This window comes from Pseudomonas sp. Y24-6 (genome assembly GCF_020295325.1).
GTDB classification, from domain to species: domain Bacteria; phylum Pseudomonadota; class Gammaproteobacteria; order Pseudomonadales; family Pseudomonadaceae; genus Aquipseudomonas; species Aquipseudomonas gregormendelii.
In genome coordinates, this window is record NZ_JACBXG010000013.1 from 81,195 (window position 1) to 99,969 (window position 18,775).

General features: G+C 60.1%; 18 protein-coding genes and 1 tRNA gene. 11 read left to right on the plus strand and 8 right to left on the minus strand.

What is annotated here, in order from left to right:
• Positions 1-21: 21 nt before the first annotated feature.
• Positions 22-2,037 carry an excinuclease ABC subunit UvrB gene (gene uvrB, locus HYI44_RS22930; protein WP_045057783.1) on the minus strand — a complete coding sequence of 672 codons (2,016 nt, stop codon included), beginning with the start codon at positions 2,035-2,037 and terminating at the stop codon, positions 22-24.
• 350 nt (positions 2,038-2,387) lie between these two features.
• Between uvrB and HYI44_RS22935 the strand changes: the two genes are divergently transcribed.
• Together HYI44_RS22935 and HYI44_RS22940 are read left to right on the plus strand one after the other, a co-directional pair.
• Entirely contained in the window at positions 2,388-3,584 is a 1,197-nt protein-coding gene (locus HYI44_RS22935) for an amino acid aminotransferase (RefSeq protein WP_122838196.1), read from the plus strand.
• A gap of 235 nt (positions 3,585-3,819) precedes the next feature.
• A complete protein-coding gene (locus HYI44_RS22940; protein WP_045057781.1) occupies positions 3,820-4,029 on the plus strand; it encodes a hypothetical protein in 210 nt (69 codons plus the stop codon).
• On the opposite strand, the gene HYI44_RS22945 is transcribed toward HYI44_RS22940, so the two are convergent.
• Complete coding sequence (locus tag HYI44_RS22945) at positions 4,026-4,256, minus strand: hypothetical protein (protein WP_045057788.1); 231 nt, start codon at positions 4,254-4,256, stop codon at positions 4,026-4,028. The two genes, HYI44_RS22940 and HYI44_RS22945, sit on opposite strands and share 4 nt — an antisense overlap.
• Positions 4,257-4,483: 227 nt before the next feature.
• Between HYI44_RS22945 and HYI44_RS22950 the strand changes: the two genes are divergently transcribed.
• Positions 4,484-4,559 (plus strand) — tRNA-Asn (locus HYI44_RS22950).
• 90 nt (positions 4,560-4,649) lie between these two features.
• Here HYI44_RS22950 and HYI44_RS22955 read toward each other — a convergent pair.
• On the minus strand, positions 4,650-6,167 hold the full coding sequence (locus HYI44_RS22955) for a nucleobase:cation symporter-2 family protein (protein WP_122838195.1): 1,518 nt from the start codon (positions 6,165-6,167) through the stop codon (positions 4,650-4,652).
• Between the two features lie 254 nt (positions 6,168-6,421).
• Between HYI44_RS22955 and HYI44_RS22960 the strand changes: the two genes are divergently transcribed.
• Together HYI44_RS22960 and HYI44_RS22965 are read left to right on the plus strand one after the other, a co-directional pair.
• A complete protein-coding gene (locus HYI44_RS22960; RefSeq protein ID WP_225570598.1) occupies positions 6,422-6,709 on the plus strand; it encodes a BrnT family toxin in 288 nt (95 codons plus the stop codon).
• Positions 6,706-7,038, plus strand: coding sequence for a BrnA antitoxin family protein (locus HYI44_RS22965; protein WP_225570599.1), 333 nt, complete (start codon positions 6,706-6,708; stop codon positions 7,036-7,038). The genes HYI44_RS22960 and HYI44_RS22965 overlap by 4 nt, the downstream gene beginning before the upstream one ends.
• Before the next feature lie 37 nt (positions 7,039-7,075).
• Here HYI44_RS22965 and HYI44_RS22970 read toward each other — a convergent pair whose 3' ends face one another.
• Both HYI44_RS22970 and HYI44_RS22975 read right to left on the minus strand, forming a co-directional pair.
• Complete coding sequence (locus HYI44_RS22970; RefSeq protein ID WP_225570600.1) at positions 7,076-7,903, minus strand: arylamine N-acetyltransferase family protein; 828 nt, start codon at positions 7,901-7,903, stop codon at positions 7,076-7,078.
• Positions 7,904-8,011: 108 nt separating this feature from the next.
• On the minus strand, positions 8,012-8,806 hold the full coding sequence (locus HYI44_RS22975) for an exodeoxyribonuclease III (protein WP_122838193.1): 795 nt from the start codon (positions 8,804-8,806) through the stop codon (positions 8,012-8,014).
• Positions 8,807-9,002: 196 nt separating this feature from the next.
• Here HYI44_RS22975 and HYI44_RS22980 point away from each other — a divergent pair, with 196 nt between their 5' ends.
• Positions 9,003-9,341 carry a hypothetical protein gene (locus tag HYI44_RS22980; RefSeq protein WP_225570601.1) on the plus strand — a complete coding sequence of 113 codons (339 nt, stop codon included), beginning with the start codon at positions 9,003-9,005 and terminating at the stop codon, positions 9,339-9,341.
• 61 nt (positions 9,342-9,402) lie between these two features.
• On the opposite strand, the gene HYI44_RS22985 is transcribed toward HYI44_RS22980, so the two are convergent.
• The 3 genes from HYI44_RS22985 to HYI44_RS22995 are packed head-to-tail and all read right to left on the minus strand — an operon-like array spanning position 9,403 to position 13,555.
• Positions 9,403-10,974: a GGDEF domain-containing protein gene (locus tag HYI44_RS22985; protein ID WP_122838191.1), complete on the minus strand. Its 1,572-nt coding sequence runs from the start codon at positions 10,972-10,974 to the stop codon at positions 9,403-9,405.
• 26 nt (positions 10,975-11,000) lie between these two features.
• Positions 11,001-11,798 carry a lipopolysaccharide biosynthesis protein gene (locus tag HYI44_RS22990; RefSeq protein WP_225570602.1) on the minus strand — a complete coding sequence of 266 codons (798 nt, stop codon included), beginning with the start codon at positions 11,796-11,798 and terminating at the stop codon, positions 11,001-11,003.
• Positions 11,799-11,809: 11 nt separating this feature from the next.
• Positions 11,810-13,555 (minus strand): L,D-transpeptidase family protein, encoded by a 1,746-nt coding sequence (locus tag HYI44_RS22995; RefSeq protein WP_225570603.1) that lies wholly within the window; start codon positions 13,553-13,555, stop codon positions 11,810-11,812.
• Between the two features lie 81 nt (positions 13,556-13,636).
• On the opposite strand from HYI44_RS22995, the gene HYI44_RS23000 reads away from it, so the two are divergent.
• The 5 genes from HYI44_RS23000 to tal all read left to right on the plus strand — a co-directional run bounded on the left by HYI44_RS23000 (position 13,637) and on the right by tal (position 18,763).
• A complete protein-coding gene (locus HYI44_RS23000) occupies positions 13,637-14,341 on the plus strand; it encodes a murein L,D-transpeptidase catalytic domain family protein (protein ID WP_122838188.1) in 705 nt (234 codons plus the stop codon).
• Between the two features lie 124 nt (positions 14,342-14,465).
• The gene (locus HYI44_RS23005) at positions 14,466-15,278 is read left to right on the plus strand and encodes an alpha/beta fold hydrolase (RefSeq protein WP_122838187.1); all 813 of its coding nucleotides are present in this window, start codon (positions 14,466-14,468) and stop codon (positions 15,276-15,278) included.
• Positions 15,271-16,440, plus strand: a complete 1,170-nt coding sequence (locus tag HYI44_RS23010; RefSeq protein ID WP_225570604.1) for a PAS domain-containing sensor histidine kinase — start codon at positions 15,271-15,273, stop codon at positions 16,438-16,440. The genes HYI44_RS23005 and HYI44_RS23010 overlap by 8 nt, the downstream gene beginning before the upstream one ends.
• A 115-nt stretch (positions 16,441-16,555) precedes the next feature.
• Entirely contained in the window at positions 16,556-17,551 is a 996-nt protein-coding gene (dusA, locus tag HYI44_RS23015) for a tRNA dihydrouridine(20/20a) synthase DusA (RefSeq protein ID WP_225570605.1), read from the plus strand.
• A 285-nt stretch (positions 17,552-17,836) separates the two neighbouring features.
• On the plus strand, positions 17,837-18,763 hold the full coding sequence (gene tal, locus HYI44_RS23020; RefSeq protein WP_122838184.1) for a transaldolase: 927 nt from the start codon (positions 17,837-17,839) through the stop codon (positions 18,761-18,763).
• The last annotated feature ends 12 nt before the right edge of the window (positions 18,764-18,775 follow it).

Below are 18,775 nucleotides of genomic sequence, written 5' to 3' on the forward strand. Positions count from 1 at the left end.
GCCAGTCAGGCACCGCACACCTCAAACAGTGATCAGGCGCTCGCGCAGCTTGCCAATCTCATCGCGCATCTGCGCCGCAGCCTCGAACTCGAGATCCCGCGCCAAGGCGTACATTTTCTCCTCCAGCGCCTTGATCCGCTTGGCCACTTCGCCCGGTGAGCGCAGTTCGGCTTCGTACTTGGCGCTTTCCTCGGCAGCCTTGGCCATGCCCTTGCGCTTCTTGCTGCGCGAACCTGGCACAGTGGCACCTTCCATGATGTCGGCAACGTCCTTGAACACCCCTTTGGGCGTGATGCCGTTGGCCAGGTTGAAGGCTATCTGCTTGTCCCGGCGACGCTCGGTCTCGCCGATCGCCCGCTCCATGGATCCGGTGATGCGGTCCGCATACAGGATCGCCCGGCCATTGAGGTTACGCGCCGCGCGGCCAATGGTCTGGATCAGCGACCGCTCGGACCGCAGGAAACCTTCCTTGTCCGCGTCAAGAATCGCCACCAGGGAGACCTCCGGCATGTCCAGGCCTTCTCGCAGCAAGTTGATCCCCACCAACACGTCAAACGTCCCCAGCCGCAGGTCGCGGATGATTTCCACGCGCTCCACCGTGTCGATGTCCGAGTGCAGGTAACGAACGCGTACACCGTGATCGGCCAGGTAGTCGGTCAAGTCCTCGGACATGCGCTTGGTCAAAGTCGTGACCAGCACCCGCTCTTCCAGCGCGACACGCTTGGAGATTTCCGACAGCAAATCGTCGACCTGGGTCAGCGCCGGACGGATTTCGATCTGCGGGTCCACCAGGCCGGTCGGCCGCACCAGTTGCTCGACCACCCGCCCCGCATGTTCGGCCTCATAGTTGCCAGGCGTCGCGGAGACGAAAATGGTTTGCGGGCTGATGTGTTCGAATTCGTCGAAGCGCATCGGCCGGTTATCCAGGGCCGATGGCAGGCGGAAGCCGTACTCCACCAGGGTTTCCTTGCGCGAACGGTCACCCTTATACATGGCCCCCACCTGGGGCACGCTGACATGGGATTCGTCGATCACCAGCAACGCATCGGCCGGCAGGTAATCGAACAAGGTCGGCGGCGCCTCGCCGGAAGCACGCCCGGACAGGTAGCGCGAGTAGTTTTCGATACCGTTGCAGTAGCCCAGCTCGAGAATCATCTCCAGGTCAAAACGCGTGCGCTGCTCAAGGCGCTGGGCTTCCACCAGCTTGTTGTTGGAGCGCAGGTAGTCCAGGCGTTCCTGCAGTTCGACCTTGATCCCCTCGATGGCGCCGAGCAGGGTTTCTCTCGGGGTCACGTAGTGGCTCTTTGGATAGAAGGTGAATCGCGGCAGCTGGCGCGTCACCTCGCCAGTCAGCGGATCGAACGCGGAAATCCGCTCGACTTCGTCATCGAACAGCTCGATGCGGATCGCTTCAAAGTCCGATTCCGCCGGATGGATATCGATCACGTCGCCGCGAACCCGAAATGTCGCCCGGGCGAAATCCATGTCGTTGCGGGTGTATTGCAGGTCCGCCAGGCGGCGCAGCAAGGCGCGCTGATCCAGCTTGTCGCCGCGATCCACGTGCAACACCATCTTCAAATAGGTTTCGGGGCTGCCCAGGCCGTAGATGCACGACACCGTCGTCACGATGATCGCGTCCTTGCGCTCCAGCAGGGCCTTGGTCGCCGACAGTCGCATCTGCTCAATGTGGTCGTTGATCGAGGCGTCCTTCTCGATAAAGGTATCCGAGGACGGCACATAGGCTTCGGGCTGGTAGTAGTCGTAGTAGGAAACAAAATATTCGACGGCGTTGTTGGGGAAAAACGCCTTGAATTCGCCATACAACTGCGCGGCCAGGGTTTTGTTCGGCGCCAGCACCAGGGTCGGGCGCTGAACCTGGGCAATGACGTTGGCGATGCTGAAGGTCTTGCCCGAGCCGGTCACACCGAGCAACGTCTGGTGCGCCAGCCCGGCCTCGATGCCTTCGACCATCAGGCGGATGGCTTCCGGCTGATCGCCGGCGGGCTCGAAGCGGGTGACTAGCTGGAATTCAGACATGCATACCTCTGGGTTCTCGAAGCAGGGAATCGCGCCTGCAGGTTAAACCGGCTGGAACGAGAAAAGCCGCAAACGACTGACGCCGCCCGAGGAAAAAACTGGATTGTGCTCAATGTGGAGCCGATTGCCTGCGCTTTCAAGGCAAACGTCCTACATCACTCTGGGTCTTTGACGACGCAGTGCGACTAACGGTCGAAAAATAATGCAAAAAACTTACAGGAAAAACCGAATCGTCTGTCGCCTTCACTCGTTGATGGCCTCTATACTAGCTCCCCGTTTGTGCACCGCTCTAGTGCATTCGGCTGGAGCGCGACACGTCCCTCCACTCCCCATTCAGAGCCGCCGCAAAAATGAGCCTGTTCTCCGCTGTCGAAATGGCACCACGCGATCCAATCCTGGGCCTCAACGAAGCATTCAACGCCGATACACGCACCACCAAGGTCAACCTGGGGGTCGGTGTTTACTGCAACGAGGAGGGGCGAATTCCACTCCTGCGCGCCGTTGTCGAAGCCGAGACGATTCGCGTCGCTCAACACGCGTCCCGTGGCTACCTGCCAATCGACGGCATCGCAGCCTACGACCAGGCCGTGCAAAAACTCCTGTTTGGCAACGATTCGCCACTGATCGCCGCTGGCCGTGTTCTGACCACCCAGGCCGTCGGCGGCACTGGTGCACTGAAAATCGGTGCCGACTTCCTCAAGCAGCTGCTGCCCGACGCCGTCGTGGCGATCAGTGACCCAAGCTGGGAAAACCACCGCGCGCTGTTCGAAACCGCCGGCTTCCCGGTGCAGAACTATCGCTACTATGACGCCGCGACCCACGACGTTAACCGCAGCGGCCTGCTGGAAGACCTCAACGCCCTGCCGTCCGGCTCGATCGTCGTACTGCACGCCTGCTGCCACAACCCGACCGGCGTGGACCTGAGCCCGGCGGACTGGAAAAACGTGCTCGACGTGGTCAAAGCCAAAGGCCACGTGCCATTCCTCGACATGGCCTACCAGGGCTTTGGCGACGGCATCGACGAAGACGCGGCGGCCGTGCGCCTGTTCGCTGAATCGGGCCTGACCTTCTTCGTCTCCAGCTCTTTCTCCAAGTCGTTCTCGCTGTACGGCGAGCGCGTTGGCGCCCTGTCGATCGTCAGCGAGTCGAAAGAAGAAAGCGCGCGAGTGCTGTCGCAGGTCAAGCGCGTGATCCGCACCAACTACTCCAACCCGCCGACCCACGGTGCAAGCATCGTCGCTGCTGTACTGAACAGCCCTGAGCTGCGCGCGCAGTGGGAAGAGGAGCTGGCTGAGATGCGCCTGCGCATTCGCGGCATGCGCACCCAGATGGTCGACCTGCTGGCGGAAAAAGCGCCGCAGCGTGACTTCAGCTTCGTCGGTCGCCAGCGGGGCATGTTCTCCTACTCCGGCCTGACCACCGAACAGGTTCACCGCTTGCGCAACGAGTTCGGCATCTACGCGCTGGACACGGGCCGCATCTGCGTTGCGGCGCTGAACCAGAGCAACATCAAGGCAGTCACGGATGCCATCGTTCAGGTGATCTGATTCGGCTTGTTGACGAAAAACGGGAAGCCTTTGGGCTTCCCGTTTTTATTTGTCTGAAGAATGCGGCTCGAAACCTCTAGACTGCATCAGATCTCAACTAACCGTAGGAGCTGCCGAGTGCAACGAGGCTGCGATCTTTTGACCCTTTTACAATCAAGATCAGAAGATCGCAGCCTCGTTGCACTCGGCAGCTCCTACAGCTTTGTGTACAGCCTGAATTCCTGCGAGAACGTAGATGAAAAATGATGACCTGCGCGCCGAGCGCGATGACCTGGATGAACTGGACCACTTCGTCCCTCGCCCTGCGGCCAAACGCGGCAACAACCTGGTGCTGCAAGTGGCCGCCGGGGTGTTTCTTGGCGGCCTGGCCCTGTGGCTGGTGCAACTGGCGGTGACGATGGTGTATGGCAAGCTGATGCTTGGCACTTTTACCTTCGGCGGTTAAACCAGTTCGCCGGCCCGCTGGCTGGCCGCATCGTCATAAGCGACGTAGAGCGATTCGGCGACCTGGCTCTTGATGGCCTTGGTGCTTTCCAGGCCTAGGACGAAACCTTCGGCCTTGCCGCCCGCACGATTCAATTCTTCGGCGGTGCTGGCCTGGGTGATGGCGTCGAACAGCTTTTCAGCGTGTGGGCCAACGCCTTTTGGCAGGCTGATCTGGGCGATGCTCATGCGAACACCCCGTTGGCTGGACAGGTGAAAACTGGGTGATTCATGGCGCGTACCTTTTCGGCGAATGGCCGGCAGCGCGTGTAACCACTTCCGGGCGGCCATGGTAGACCCCTGAGGGGATTCTGGTAACCGCCAAAACCGGAAAAACCACTGCGGGTCTCGACGAATTGTCGAATTTAACCACAGGTGCTTGACTTCTCTTTTTGAATCAGTAACATACACGCCATTCCGCGATAGCTCAGTTGGTAGAGCAAGTGACTGTTAATCACTGGGTCCCTGGTTCGAGTCCAGGTCGTGGAGCCAGACTGCAAGAACTGAAAAGCCCCTGAATCGAAAGATTCAGGGGCTTTTTTGTGGGCTTCAGTCTGTTGCAGGAGCGAGCTCCTGCATTATTCAGACATGCTCACCCGTCTTGGCCTGCACCGGTCGCGGTTCTCCATGCCCATGGTCAACCTCCACCACCGGGATCTCCTTGCCATCGCAGTCGTGCAGCTTGCCGTCGCTGAAGTAATCGCCTTCACGCAGTGCGGCCAGGTCCTGGTAACGCAACACCCGCTCGGTACCCGCAGCGAACACCGACTGCTGGTCGGAGTTGCCCGCCGTCAGGTGGTTGAACGCGAGGTTGAGTACGATGGCCATGATCGCCGAAGAGCTGATGCCCGAGTGGAAGATGGTCGCGAACCAGCTCGGGAATTGGTCATAGAAGTTGGGCGCAGCGATGGGGATCATGCCGAAACCGATCGAGGTGGCGACGATGATCAGGTTGACGTTGTTGCGGTAATCAACCTTGGACAGCGTCCGAATGCCACTGGCCGCCACAGTGCCGAACAGCACAATACCGGCACCACCGAGCACAGAGGTCGGCACTGCGGCAATCACCCGCCCCATGAAGGGCAGCAGGCCGAGGATCACCAGAAACAACCCGCCCGTCGCTACCACGAAGCGACTCTTGATTCCGGTCACCGCCACCAGCCCTACGTTCTGGGCGAATGCGCTTTGGGTGAACGAGCCAAAGATCGGCGCGATCATGCTCGACAGCATGTCAGCGCGCAGACCGTTGCCCAGGCGCTTGGAGTCGACTTTGGTCTCGATGATTTCGCCCACGGCGAGAATGTCGGCCGAGGTTTCCACCAGCGTCACCATGACCACGATGCACATCGACAGGATTGCGGCGAAGTGGAACGTTGGCATACCGAAGTGGAACGGTGTCGGGAAACCGAACATCGGGCCCTGGGTCACGGACGAGAAGTCTGCCATGCCAAGGAACACCGCGATGACCGTGCCGATCACCATGGCCAGCAGGATCGACAAGCGGGAGATGGTCGCGCTGCCGACCTTGCTCAGCAGCAGTACCAGCACCAGCGTCACTGCCGCCAAACCGATGTTGGCCATACTGCCGAAGTCAGGCGCGTGACTGTTGCCCCCCATGGCCCAGCGCGCGGCCACCGGCATCAGCGTCAGGCCGATGGTGGTGATCACGATGCCGGTCACCAGCGGCGGGAAAAACTTGGTGATACGCGAGAACACCGGGGTTATCAGTAACCCGATCAACGACGCGGCAATCACCGCCCCCAGGATCGACTGGAATCCGCCCTCCCCGCCGCTGCTGACAATCGCCACCATTGTCGCGACGCCGGAAAACGAGACGCCCTGGACCAGCGGCAACTGGCAGCCAAAAAACGGTAAACCAAGGGTCTGCAGCAACGTTGCCAGGCCCCCTGCAAACAGTGACGCAGCAATCAACAAACCGATGTCCGCCGGCGACAGCCCGGCCGCCTGTCCGATAATCAACGGCACCGCAACAATGCCACCGTACATGGTCAGAACGTGTTGCAGGCCATAAGCCATATTCGCGCCGATCCCAAGGTTTTCATCCTCAGGCCGTTGGTGTGAAACATGGGGCGTTTTCATGATTGGGGGGTTCCCTGGTTTTTTGTTATGCGCACACTGTATGCAAGACTCAGGACAAATGTCTATAGAGTTGTATACAACTCACCAGTCAGATTATGGACACATGTCCATCCCACCCCTTACTACGCTGGCTTTTCTCGAAAAATCAGCAAACAAATCTTGCACGGCCCATGTCCCCGCCCCCGCTAGTCTTTTGCATTCCACGCGATCATTGGCACGGACGCCATCTAGAATATACATATAAAGTATGCATAATGAACTTATTCGAGATTCAATATGACAAGGCGAAAAATGCCGCCAATAAATTAAAGCATCGGGGCATCAGCCTCGCCGAAACGGAGGCAGTGTTTTATGACGAGCGAGCACTTACGGTGCAGGACCGCGATCACAACGAGCATCGCTGGGTGATCATGGGCATGGATGTCAAAGGCCGATTGCTGGTAGTCGCCTACACCTACCGCGATCCGAATGTCGTTCGAGTTATCTCTGCGCGACTGGCCACCAGACGCGAGCGCGATACATACAAGGAATTTGAGCCATGAAAAACGAGTACGACTTCAGCCACGCCAAACGGGGAGCGATTGCTTCTACCAAAGGAAAAACCCGGATCACCATCATGCTCGACGATGTGGTCATCGCTGCCGCTAGAGCCCTCGCCGAAAGCGAGGGCTATGGCTATCAGACGGTGATCAACAACACTTTGCGCCAGGCTTTACTCAGCGAAACATCCAGTGCTTGCGAGTCGGATCCGCGCAGCGCCATTGTCAATGCCGGGCATTTCAAGGAAGGGCTCAAGCCTTGCGAGCTGCTAAGTCTGGAGAAAAAACTGGTAGAGGCGTTGAGCGAGATCCAGCGAGTGCTCAAACCCTGAGTCGCTCGCTGCATCCCGCAGCTGGAAAGTACGGCCTCTAAGCGCCGCTCACCAGGCGGGCCAGGGTTAGCCTCAATCCCGCATGCGCGGGCAACCGAATGCCGAACTCGCGCTGTAGCAAGTCGATGAGCTCTGCGACGTCGGTCACTTCATGCCGCTCGCTGGCATGGCCGGTTCGATGGATGGCAAAACTGCCGTTGTTGAGGGTGCGCCGCCAGCCATCCCCGGTCCGCGCCACCATGAGTTGCCTGGAGAAAGACGAGTCCGGATGAGTCGAGACGTACCAGTTGCCGACCGCGTAATCGACGTCCTCCTGGCGCTGCAGGTCGAAGATGTACATCGGCCGCCATTCATCCCCGACCTTGGCGCGCAAGGTATAGCCATCCTCATGCTGGTCGATCCGGTAGGGTTCGTGGAAGGTGGGCTGCTCGGCTCTGGAGTCGAGTAGCAGTGGCGCAGTGGGCACCATGCCGCCGAAGCCAACGTCGGTGATGTAGCGTACGCCGTCCAGGTGCACCAGGCTCAAGCGGTGAGTGCGGGCGGTCCAGGCGCCTTCGGGCTGGCCCATTACCACCCGACCGGTAATGCCCCGAACATCGAAGCCCAGCTCTTGGAGCAAGGCGAAAAAGATGTGGTTGAGTTCGTAGCAATAGCCGCCGCGCTGTTCCTGCAGCAGTTTTCGCTCGATGGACGGCAAGTCGATCGGCACCGGTTCGCCCGCCAGCGTCGCCAGGTTTTCGAACGGGAATACGCCCGTGTGACGCAGTTGCAGCTGACGCAAGGTATCGAGTGTCGGCGCGGGCGGTGCTTCGAACCCTAGAAGTTGCAGATAGTGCGCAAGGTTGCTCAGGCGTGTCTCGCTCATTGCTCAATCCTGTACCGGTGCTGCGGATCGCTCCGCCGATGGGCCACAGGTATAGGCCAAAAACGCCCCGGACCGACAATTGATTTCACCAATCAGCCTGTTTTGAAATCAACGACGCTTGCGTGAGCCCAGGCGAATCCAGGTCGGGGCATGGTCGCTGGCGTGGGGTTCATTGCGCACCCAGGCGTCCACGCCAGCCTCCTCCAGGTAAGGACTCGACGCCGGGTTGAGCAACAGGTGGTCGATGCGCAGGCCCGAGTTCTTTTGCCAGTGCTGACGAAAGTAATCCCAGAAGGTATAGAGCCGATCCTCCGGGTAGAGGTGACGCAGGGAATCGGTCCAGCCCTGGTCGAGCAGGCGCTGGTAGCACTCGCGACTTTCCGGCTGCAGCAAGGCGTCCTTGAGCCAGGAGCGCGGGTTATAGATATCCATGTCGGTGGGCACTACGTTGTAATCCCCGGCCAGCACCACAGGATGGTCGCTGGCCTGAAGATCCTTGGCGTAGGCGATCAATCGCTCGAACCAGGCCAGCTTGTAATCAAACTTCGGCCCGGGCTGGGGGTTGCCATTAGGCAAGTAAAGACACCCCACCAACACCCCGTGAACGGCGGCCTCGATGTAGCGGCTGTGCGTGTCGCTGTCATCGCCTGGCAACCCGCGCCGGCTTTCCAGCGGTTGCGCATCCCGCGCCAGGATCGCTACCCCGTTCCACGACGACTGGCCCTGCCAGATCGCGCCATATCCGGCAGCTTCAAGCTCGGCGGCGGGAAAAGCGCTGTCCACTGACTTGAGCTCCTGCAAGCAGACAACGTCCGGTTGCTCGCGCTCGAGCCAGGCGAGCAGGTTCGGCAAACGCGCGCGCATGCCATTGACGTTGAACGTGGCGATTCGCAATTTTTTCATAGGCCGGCGCTCCTGCTGGCAAACGTAAGCGGCGAGGTGTCCAGGTTGTGACAGCAGGCCGTTTACGGGGTTGCGTCGGGATGGGGTTGCACCCTGCCCGCTGCGCTCACCTCGCGACCACTCGTCATCCAATCGGCACCAACCGCCTCCCTCACCACCCCAACATCAGGTAACGACTCATTTTCGGAGACGAACCATGAAAAATCTCAAGATCTCCTCATTGCTTCTGGCCGGGTTGATGTCCGTGGCGTCACTGGGTGCCTATGCGGCGTCCGGCGATGGAGCGGACGCTACCGGGACCAAATCGGGATCCGTCGGTGGCTCGACGATGTCCCCCAATAACAACCCTGCCATGCCGTCGGGCACCTCGGGCGGCAGCAAAAGTAGCTCGACCCCTTCTACCGGCAGCGGTAGCGGCAGCAGTACTGGCGGCGGTACCGGCACCAATGGCGGCACCAGCGGCTCGGGTGCAGGCGGCGGCACCGGGGCTCCGGGTGGTGGCACGGGCGGTGCGGGCGGTGGAACGGGCAGCTGAACGCGTAAAGGCAGCCGATGAACTCGACTGCCTGCGTTGCCCTGACCGAACACTCGCTGTATCAGCGATCTGAGCGCATCAGCGCCTCTTCGGCGCCTTCCATCGAAAGCACCGCCACCCGGTTGCGACCGGAATGTTTGGCTTGATACAGCGCTGCATCCGCGCGCCCGATAAACACTTCGATACTGTCGCGCCCGTTTGGCACGAACGAGTAGCACCCCAGGCTCACGGTGACGTATCCCGTGGGCGATTCGGAATGGGTGATGTTCTTGCCCATGACTTTATGGCGAATTTCCTCTGCGATAATCTTGGCCCCGCGCAGATCAGTGTCTGGCAGCAGTACCGCGAATTCCTCACCGCCATAACGCACCGCCAAATCAGCCTTGCGCTGACAGCATGCTTTCACCGCACCCGCCACTTCAGCCAGGCAATGGTCACCGACCACGTGGCCGTAGGTATCGTTGTAGCGCTTGAAAAAATCGATGTCGAGCATGATCAGGCTGAGCGGACTGGCTTGCCGTGCCCCGCGCCCGAACTCGATGTCCAGCGCGCGCTCGAACAACCTCCGATTGGCCAGCCCCGTCAGGCTGTCGTGGGTGGCGATCAGCTCCAGCGTTTCCTGGGCCGCGCGCAAATCCGCCTCGATGCGCTCGCCATTACGCACCTGATGGATGAACACCCAACCGAACAGGCTAACGCCCAACACCACCAGGCCGACGATCATGCTGGACTGGAATGCAGTGTCTGACCAGCGCTTGAGAATCGCCGTTTGCGAAGACGCCGCCGACACCACCAGCGGATAGGCGTCCAGCTGCCGGTAACCGTGCAGCCGCATCACGCCGTCCACTACCGAGCTGACCATGGCATTGCCCGAAGGCGCACCGGGCAGCCACTTCTGGAAGATTTCCCCCTGGGCCAGGCTCGAGCCAATCTGCGCTTCCACGAAAGGCCTGCGTGCGAGCAGGGTGCCATCGGCCATGGCAAGGAACATCGAGCCGTTGTCATCGATGCTGAAGCTTTTGAAGAACTGGTCGAAATACGACATCTTGATCCCGGCCATCAACACGCCCAGGAACTTGCCATCCTTGTCGTTTACCCGCTTGGACAGCGGAATGATCCACTCGCCATTCTCGCGACTGCGAATCGCCGGGCCGATGTGCGCCTGCGAAGAAATGTTCTGCTGGTGAAACTTGAAGTAGTCACGATCCGCCACGCCCTTGCCACGGGGCAGGTCTTCGAACGACGTCACCACCCATTGCCCCTGGCGGTCGAACAGGAAAATGCCGTGCAACTGATTCAGCGCCGCCACTCGCCGGGCGAAGGTCCTCTGCAGCCTTGGCACTTGCGCAGCGCCGTAGCCGTCAGCCTGAATCCAGTCGGCCAGGCTGCTCAACACCAGGTCAGCCTTCATGAAGGTATCTTCAGCCTGCTGCGCCATGGCACGGGTCAGATTCTGCGACGCCACTTGCGCCTGTTCCAGATCGTAACGGCGCGACTGGTCCAGTTGCAGGTACAGTAAACCCACAAGGGTCAGGCACACGGCTACGATGAACAGCACCGCCGCCTTGAGCAGCGGCAATCGTTTCAGCGGCCGGCCGGGGCTGTGCTGGGGGTCGTATATGGGAATTGGCAAAAAAACTTCATCCTGGGGAAGGCGCGTCAGGCGCCGATCATTCTGTCGACATCTTCAAAGGTCACACGGGGCACCAGTTCAGCAGGGATCCTCGAAGTGCTGGACAGGTTGTAGACCTGGAAGTCCGGATTCATCACGTATTTCGACAGAATCTTGAACGACGGCAGGATCCGGGTATGGAAATGCTCGTCCAGCGTGCAAGGCGAAACGAAGGTCCCCGGGGTCTCGTAGAAACGTTTCACTGATTGATTCAGATCGACGCCCACCAGGAACACCTTGGAAAAACCCAGGTGATAAGCAACCTGCAGGGCCACATAAGCCACCGTGCGCGCATCAAAAAAACCACGCTTGAGGTTCTTGCTGAAACCCAGGCTGCGATTACGCCCTGCCCCCAGCTTGCGGCTTCGGATCAGTTCCCTGTCACGCCGGCCCAGCAGCCCCAGCCATGACAGCCTGGGAGCACGAGTCAACAGGTACAGCTCCCCCTTGGGGTTGAGCGCCTGGTAATAAGCGTGACTTTGCGGCACCGCAACCCGCTGGCTCAAGCGCATGGCTTCAGCGAACAGACGCGGCTGCTCCCTGTAGAACGCGTCATCCGAGCACATGAAAAAGTACGGTTTGATGCCCGTGCCGATGAACATCGATATCGCACCGTTCATGGTAATCATCGGCATGTCAGCATACTTCTTGAGAGGAAAGTCCTTGGCTGACGCACCCGAGGCGATGATAAACACCGCCCCGTTACCTATATTGCGACACTCATCCAGGTCACGGACCTGGACCGGACTCTTGACCAGTTCCGTGGTTTTTTGCGCAACATCCATATTCAGCCCCCTTATTTCGGGTTGAGCACCACGGCGGGAGCCCCTGCCCGCAGCAAATCCAGAATCGGTAACCTGGAGGGCAGGTTCAGCCCCCGCAGGACAGCCGAATCGTAGCCGTACACATCGGGCTTGAACGTCACTCGCCCGTCATTACTCAGGTCTACCGTCCAGTACGCCAACAGCACCGGCACCTTCACCGGCAGCCGAATATTTTCGGTCTTGCCCTTGGCCAACTGTCTCTGGATACCGGCACTGTCCCAGCGCACCGGATCGTTGAACAACAGTTCTACCAGCTGCAAGGGGTTTTCCACGCGAATGCAGCCGGAACTGGTGGCGCGCATCGACTTGGAGAACAACTCGCGATGGGGCGTGTCGTGCAAATAAATCGCATAGTCGTTGGGAAAACGAATCACCACCTGCCCCAGCGAACTGTCGGGCCCCGCATCCTGGCGCAGGCTGACGCCACGCGGGTTGCTCCAGTCGACGCTCGACGGATCCAGCACCGCACCCTCGCGATCGATCACGCGAATGTGGTTGGCGGCGAGATACCCGGGATTCCTCTGGATCTTGGGGATCACGTCTTCCTTGAGGATGGTGGGGGGCACCGTCCAGGTCGGGTTAAACGTGACATAGGTGATCTCGGACTGGAACACCGGCGTATTACGGAACGGCTTGCCTACCTGCACCCGCGAGCGCCAGATGGGCTTGCCGTCGCGGTACATCGCGACTTTATACCCGGCGATATCAACAATCACGAAGGTGCCTTGCAGCTTGTACAGCAGCCAGCGCGCCCGCTCCATGTTCACCCGGACCTGATCGATGCGCGCATCGACCGACACATTCAGCGCCGCCAGCGTGGTCGCCCCGGCCACACCATCAGCCCCCAGGTACTGCTCGGCCTGATATTTCTTCACTGCCGCAATCACTGCGCCGTCATATTTGGTTCCACGGACCAGGCGCGGTTCGAGAAAACCACCGGCCACCAACCTGGCCCGCAACTGGGCGACGGCGGGGTCATCCATGCCCGGCTTGAGCGATTGACCTTCGGCCACTTTTGGCCAGCCACCCGCGTCGTGCACCTTGCGCAACTGCGCCAGGCCTTCGCGCAAGCCGCGATACACCGCCTCTTGCGGTGGCGCCTGGGCGAAGGCGCCGGCCACGTCATGGGCATTCAGGGCGATGAAGAATTTATTCACGTCTTCCCGGGGATCGACGTCCGCAGGGTCGAAATTCCAATGGATATCCAATCGGGAAGGATCGACCTTGCCGCGACGCAACTGCAGCAATGCCGTGAGAAAAGTATGAGTGGCCGCAACATCGAATGCCGCACGCTGTTCAGGTGTCGCCGAATCAGCCTGCATCAATGTCCGCGACGCAGCCAACTCGTCGATATGAAAATCCGCCGGGTTCAAGCCATCGACCTGAGTGGCCCGCAAGCTGGCAAACAATTGCGCGGTATCGCCCTCGTTGGTCCACGCCGCGCGATAGCCGCGATGGGAGTAGAAATCCAGGACCATGCGGCTGACATCGACCCGCTTATGCCGCGGTGCAGTCAGTAACGGAGGAAAAGATGTCGTCAGCGGCGACAGGTGTGCCTGGATCGCCAGCCCGACGTTGTCATCCGCTGCTGCATCCCTTTGGATGATGGGTGCAATTACCTCCTCGTTCGACGAATTTTCTCCATGCGCAGCACCGCTGATCAGAAAGACCATAAAAAAGACGCGGCTTATGACGAATAACCTTGTTAATTGCACCATGGATAATCCTTAATCTCCCGATTTCAACGGCTAGCTTCCCGCAAACAGCTAGACTCGAACCTATCACGATGAGACATCTATATGGCGCCAGCTCGCATTCGTCTGCTTATCTCGGCCCTGCTGCTGACATCCTTTTCAGTACCGGCAGCCTACGCCGATTCGCTTGCCGCCGCCCTCGTCAAAGCGGCTCCAGATGCCAACGCCACCGTTATAAACCTGGCAGTACGTGCTTCACAATGTACGCAGGCCCAGGGTTCAGCTCCAGCCCAACGCTTGGCAGTGATCGATTACTCCCTGCCTTCGACCGAACAACGCCTGTGGGTGTTCGATCTGAAAAAGAGAAAGTTGCTGTTTCGTGAACTGGTCGCCCATGGCCGTAACAGCGGCGAGAACATGGCGGTCAACTTTTCCAACCAGAACGAGAGTTTCGCCACCAGTTTAGGGTTGTATCGCACCCAAGCCAGTTACGTCGGGCAGAACGGTTACTCCCTGCGCATGCAAGGCCTGGACCCAGGCTTTAACGATAACGCGTTTGACCGGGCAATCGTCATCCACGGCGCGCCATACGTCAGCCCGGTACTGGCCCGCGCCAACGGCCGGATTGGCCGCAGCCTGGGCTGCCCGGCCGTGAGACCTGCCGTTGCACGCCCGTTGATTGACTCGATGAAAAATGGGCAGTTGTTGTTTTCTTATTATCCGGACCAGCGCTGGCTGAAGTCATCGCCTTATATCAACTGCAGTGGCGCTACGGTTGCTTCGGCGGGCAAGGCTACGTCTCGGAAGTAGGTGGGGCGCCCTCCCGAACTCGTTGCAAAAGTGTAATCAGCGCTCGCGAAGCGTGACCTGCCGGCCCTGACTATTTAAACTCCCGGGGCGCCATTACTTTCTTTGGCCTGCCCGGGAATCAAGCATGGACCTTCAGCATCGTAACAACGTAACTGTGCTGGGTGACGGTCCGTCGACACTGATCCTGTCTCACGGCTTCGGCTGCGACCAGAGCATGTGGAACTACCTGTATCCTCACTTTACCGGGCGTTTTCGTGTGGTGATGCTTGACCTGGTCGGTGCCGGCCGGTCGGATCTAGGCGCCTACGATCCACAAAAATACAGCTCGCTGGCGGGTTATGCCCAGGACCTCAACGAAATCATCGACGAGTATGCCCAAGGCCCGGTGATCCTGGTCGGCCACTCCGTCAGCGCCATGATCGGCGTCATCGCTGATCGCCAATTGCCTGATCGAATCGCCGCCCACGTCATGATTGGCCCATCGCCCTGCTACATCGATTCCGATGACTACGTGGGCGGCTTCAAGCTCGAAGACATCCATTCGTTGCTCGACACCCTCGACAGCAACTACCTTGGCTGGTCGAGCACCATGGCGCCGGTCATCATGGGCGCACCGGGGCAGCCGGACCTGAGCGAAGAACTGACCAACAGCTTTTGCCGCACCGAACCGGAAATCGCCAAGCAGTTCGCCCGCACCACCTTCATGTCCGACAACCGCAAGGACGTCGCAGGGCTGACCACGCCCACCTTGATCCTGCAGTCCACCGACGACCTGATCGCGCCTGTTGCCGTGGGCGAATACCTGCGCGCCGTAATCCCCAACAGCCGCTATTGCCTGGTGGACAACGTCGGCCACTGCCCGCACATGAGCGCACCGGGAGCCTGTTCCATCGCCATGGACGATTTCCTGCAGCCCTGGGCCGGAACCGATGACTGAAGAGTCGTACCTGCCGGATGCCCACTCGCTGTTTGAAGGCGCCCCTTGCGCCCTCGTGGTCACCCGTGAAGATGGCAGCATCCTGCGAGCCAACCTGACCTTCTGCACCTGGATCGGTTTCAGCCAGGAGGAGCTGTGCGGGCGTCGCTTCCAGGAACTGCTGACGATGGGCGGGCGGATCTTTCACCAGACCCACTGGGCACCGCTGATGCGCATGCAGGGCTCGGTCGCGGAAGTGAAGCTCGACCTGGTTCACCGCGACCGGCACATCATTACCATGCTGCTCAACGGCGTCCGGCGCGAGCACGCCAGCGGCGCCTTCTACGAACTGGCATTGTTCGGCACCACTGACCGCGACAAATACGAGCGCGAACTGCTCAACGCCCGCAAGCTCGCCGAGGCCCTGCTGAAAGAAAAGACCGCCACCGAAGCGGCTTTGCAGCAAGCACAGGACGAACTCAGCGACGCCTACGAAAAGGCCCAGCGCCGCGCCCAATTTGCTGAACAGATGGTCGCCATCGTCAGCCACGACCTGAAAAACCCGCTCACCGCAATCAACATGGCCTCGGACCTCCTCGCCCGCAGCGAGCGCACCGCCCGGGAAACCACCCTGCTCGGCCACATCAGCCAATCCTCCGAACGCGCCCAACGGATGATCGCCGACCTGCTGGACTTCGCCCTCGCCCGGGTCGGCCAAGGCCTGAGCATCGCCGTCGCCCCTGCGGACCTGCACGGCGTCACCCGCCTGAGCGTCGACGAACTGAGGGTGGCCTTCCCGGCCGCAAACCTCATCCACCAGGAAAGCGGCAGCGGCAGCGCCCTGCTCGACGGCGACCGAGTGCAGCAAATCATCGGCAACCTGGTCGCCAACAGCGTGGCCTATGGCGATCCGCTGCAGCCGGTCATCATCACCTCACGCATCGAACACCATACCGCCATCCTGTCAGTGCACAACCAGGGCCCCGCCATCCCGCCCTCCCTGATGGACGTCCTGTTCGAACCCATGACCCGCGGCACCGACAGCGACAGTGAAGTGCGCAGCGTCGGCCTGGGATTGTTTATCGTCCGGGAAATTGCCAAGGCGCATGGCGGCGATGTCGGCGTGCACTCCAGTGAGGAAGGCGGGACTGAGTTCAGCGTCTATTTCCCACACTCCCATTAGCGGCTGGTGGCGTCCTGAGGACTGGTGACGGTGGCGCCCGAGGTGAATGATTCGGCAGGCGGCTTAACCCTGATAAACTCCCATCTCCCAGCCCTGTCGATTCCAGATTCCCCCGATGCCTTCAGCCATTGCCACACCTGCACCGCTCTCCCGTCGCTTTTCCGTCGCGCCGATGATGGATTGGACAGACCGCCACTGCCGATTCTTCCTGCGCCTGCTCTCCAAGCACGCCCTCCTCTACACCGAGATGGTCACCACCGGCGCGCTCCTCAATGGCGATCACGAGCGTTTCCTGCGTCACAACGCAGCCGAGCACCCGCTGGCCCTGCAGTTGGGCGGTAGCGTCCCGCTGGACCTCGCTGCCTGCGCTCGCATGGCCCAGGAGCACGGCTATGACGAGGTGAACCTGAATGTGGGCTGCCCGAGTGATCGGGTGCAGAACAACATGATTGGCGCGGTGTTGATGGGGCATCCGCAGTTGGTGGCGGATTGTGTGAAGGCGATGCGTGATGCGGTGTCGATTCCGGTGACGGTGAAGCATCGGATCGGCATCAATGGCCGGGACAGTTATGAGCAGTTATGCGACTTCGTAGGCACTGTGCGGGATGCCGGGTGCACGAGTTTTACCGTGCATGCGCGGATTGCGATCCTGGAGGGGTTGTCGCCGAAGGAGAACCGCGATATTCCGCCGCTGCGTTATGACGTGGCGGCGCAGTTGAAGACTGACTTCCCGGATCTGGAGATCATCCTGAATGGCGGGATCAAGACGCTGGAGGCCTGCCGTGAGCATTTGCAGACTTTCGACGGGGTGATGCTGGGGCGCGAGGCGTATCACAATCCCTATGTGATGGCCGAGGTGGATCAACAGCTGTTCGGCAGCACTGCGCCGGTGATCAGCCGGGCTGAGGCGCTGGCGCAGTTGCGGCCGTATATTGCGGCGCATATTGCTGCGGGTGGGTCGATGCACCATATCACCCGGCATGTGCTGGGGTTGGGTACGGGATTCCCTGGCGCGCGCAGGTTTCGGCAGTTGTTGTCGGTGGATATTCACAAGGCCAAGGAGCCTTTGGCGTTGCTGGATCAGGCGGCGGAGTTGCTGGAGGGGCGTTGATGCCGGGGGGGGGGGTGATCGCAGCCGTTTTTAAAAAGATCGCAGCCTCGTTTCACTCGACAGCTCCTACGCTCCTACGCTTATACGCTGCTACGGCTTTTACTGCTTGGTCAGCTCGGTTGAACCAGTTCCGCATTTCGGCATCGTATTTATCAACACCGTGCCCCACCTTTCAAACAGCCGTTTTCAGGTTGTTGCCGCTGGGGCCTTCGATAGGTACACGCGCCCTTGAGTGGCTGTCAGCGCTCGGGTAATGTCATCAGATCCAAAGGACAGAGCACGCCCATGACTTCCAAGCTGGAACAACTGAAACAAATGACCACCGTGGTTGCCGACACTGGCGACTTCGAAGCCATTGCCCGGGTCAAGCCGGTAGACGCTACCACTAACCCTTCGCTGCTGCTCAAAGCCGCTGCAATCTCTGGCTACGCCGAGTTGCTGAATGCGTGTGTGCATGACTGCAAAGGTGACGTAGGGCTGGCCAGCGATCGTTTTGGCGTCGCGGTCGGGCAGGAAATTCTCAAGGTAGTACCGGGGCGGATTTCCACTGAAGTGGATGCGCGCCTGTCGTTCGACACTGACGCGGTATTGAAGCGCGCGCACCGCCTGATCGAGCTCTATGACAAGGCAGGCGTGGGCCGTGACCGCGTGCTGATCAAGATCGCCTCTACCTGGGAGGGCATTCGTGCCGCCGAGAAGCTGGAGAAGGAAGGCATCCAGACCAACCTCACCCTGCTGTTCTCGTTCGCCCAGGCAGCGGCCTGTGCCGACGCTGGCGTGTTCCTGATTTCGCCGTTCGTGGGCCGCATCTACGACTGGTACAAGAAAGCCAATGGCAGCGACTACACCGGCGCGGACGATCCGGGCGTGCAGTCGGTGACCCGTATCTACAACTACTACAAGGCCAATGACTACAAGACCGTGGTCATGGGCGCGAGCTTCCGCAACCTGAACCAGATCGAGCAACTGGCAGGCTGTGATCGCCTGACCATCAGCCCGGAGCTGCTGGAGAAACTGGCGGCGGACAACGGCAAGCTGGAGCGCAAGTTGGCCCCTGGGCATGCCGGTGAGGCGCGCCTGAGCTTGAATGAAGCGCAGTTCCGTTGGTTGTCCAACGAGGATGCAATGGCGACGGAGAAGCTGGCTGAGGGGATTCGCCAGTTTGCCCGGGATCAGGAAAAGCTTGAGTCGCTTCTGCAAGCCAAGCTGTGATCTAGTCCAAGG

Coding starts and splice junctions, on each gene's coding strand:
- uvrB (WP_045057783.1), bottom strand. CDS start 2,037: ATGTCTGAATTCCAGCTAGTCACCCGCTTCGAGCCCGCCGGCGATCAG.
- HYI44_RS22935 (WP_122838196.1), top strand. CDS start 2,388: ATGAGCCTGTTCTCCGCTGTCGAAATGGCACCACGCGATCCAATCCTG.
- HYI44_RS22940 (WP_045057781.1), top strand. CDS start 3,820: ATGAAAAATGATGACCTGCGCGCCGAGCGCGATGACCTGGATGAACTG.
- HYI44_RS22945 (WP_045057788.1), bottom strand. CDS start 4,256: ATGAGCATCGCCCAGATCAGCCTGCCAAAAGGCGTTGGCCCACACGCT.
- HYI44_RS22955 (WP_122838195.1), bottom strand. CDS start 6,167: ATGAAAACGCCCCATGTTTCACACCAACGGCCTGAGGATGAAAACCTT.
- HYI44_RS22960 (WP_225570598.1), top strand. CDS start 6,422: ATGAACTTATTCGAGATTCAATATGACAAGGCGAAAAATGCCGCCAAT.
- HYI44_RS22965 (WP_225570599.1), top strand. CDS start 6,706: ATGAAAAACGAGTACGACTTCAGCCACGCCAAACGGGGAGCGATTGCT.
- HYI44_RS22970 (WP_225570600.1), bottom strand. CDS start 7,903: ATGAGCGAGACACGCCTGAGCAACCTTGCGCACTATCTGCAACTTCTA.
- HYI44_RS22975 (WP_122838193.1), bottom strand. CDS start 8,806: ATGAAAAAATTGCGAATCGCCACGTTCAACGTCAATGGCATGCGCGCG.
- HYI44_RS22980 (WP_225570601.1), top strand. CDS start 9,003: ATGAAAAATCTCAAGATCTCCTCATTGCTTCTGGCCGGGTTGATGTCC.
- HYI44_RS22990 (WP_225570602.1), bottom strand. CDS start 11,798: ATGGATGTTGCGCAAAAAACCACGGAACTGGTCAAGAGTCCGGTCCAG.
- HYI44_RS22995 (WP_225570603.1), bottom strand. CDS start 13,555: ATGGTGCAATTAACAAGGTTATTCGTCATAAGCCGCGTCTTTTTTATG.
- HYI44_RS23000 (WP_122838188.1), top strand. CDS start 13,637: ATGGCGCCAGCTCGCATTCGTCTGCTTATCTCGGCCCTGCTGCTGACA.
- HYI44_RS23005 (WP_122838187.1), top strand. CDS start 14,466: ATGGACCTTCAGCATCGTAACAACGTAACTGTGCTGGGTGACGGTCCG.
- HYI44_RS23010 (WP_225570604.1), top strand. CDS start 15,271: ATGACTGAAGAGTCGTACCTGCCGGATGCCCACTCGCTGTTTGAAGGC.
- dusA (WP_225570605.1), top strand. CDS start 16,556: ATGCCTTCAGCCATTGCCACACCTGCACCGCTCTCCCGTCGCTTTTCC.
- tal (WP_122838184.1), top strand. CDS start 17,837: ATGACTTCCAAGCTGGAACAACTGAAACAAATGACCACCGTGGTTGCC.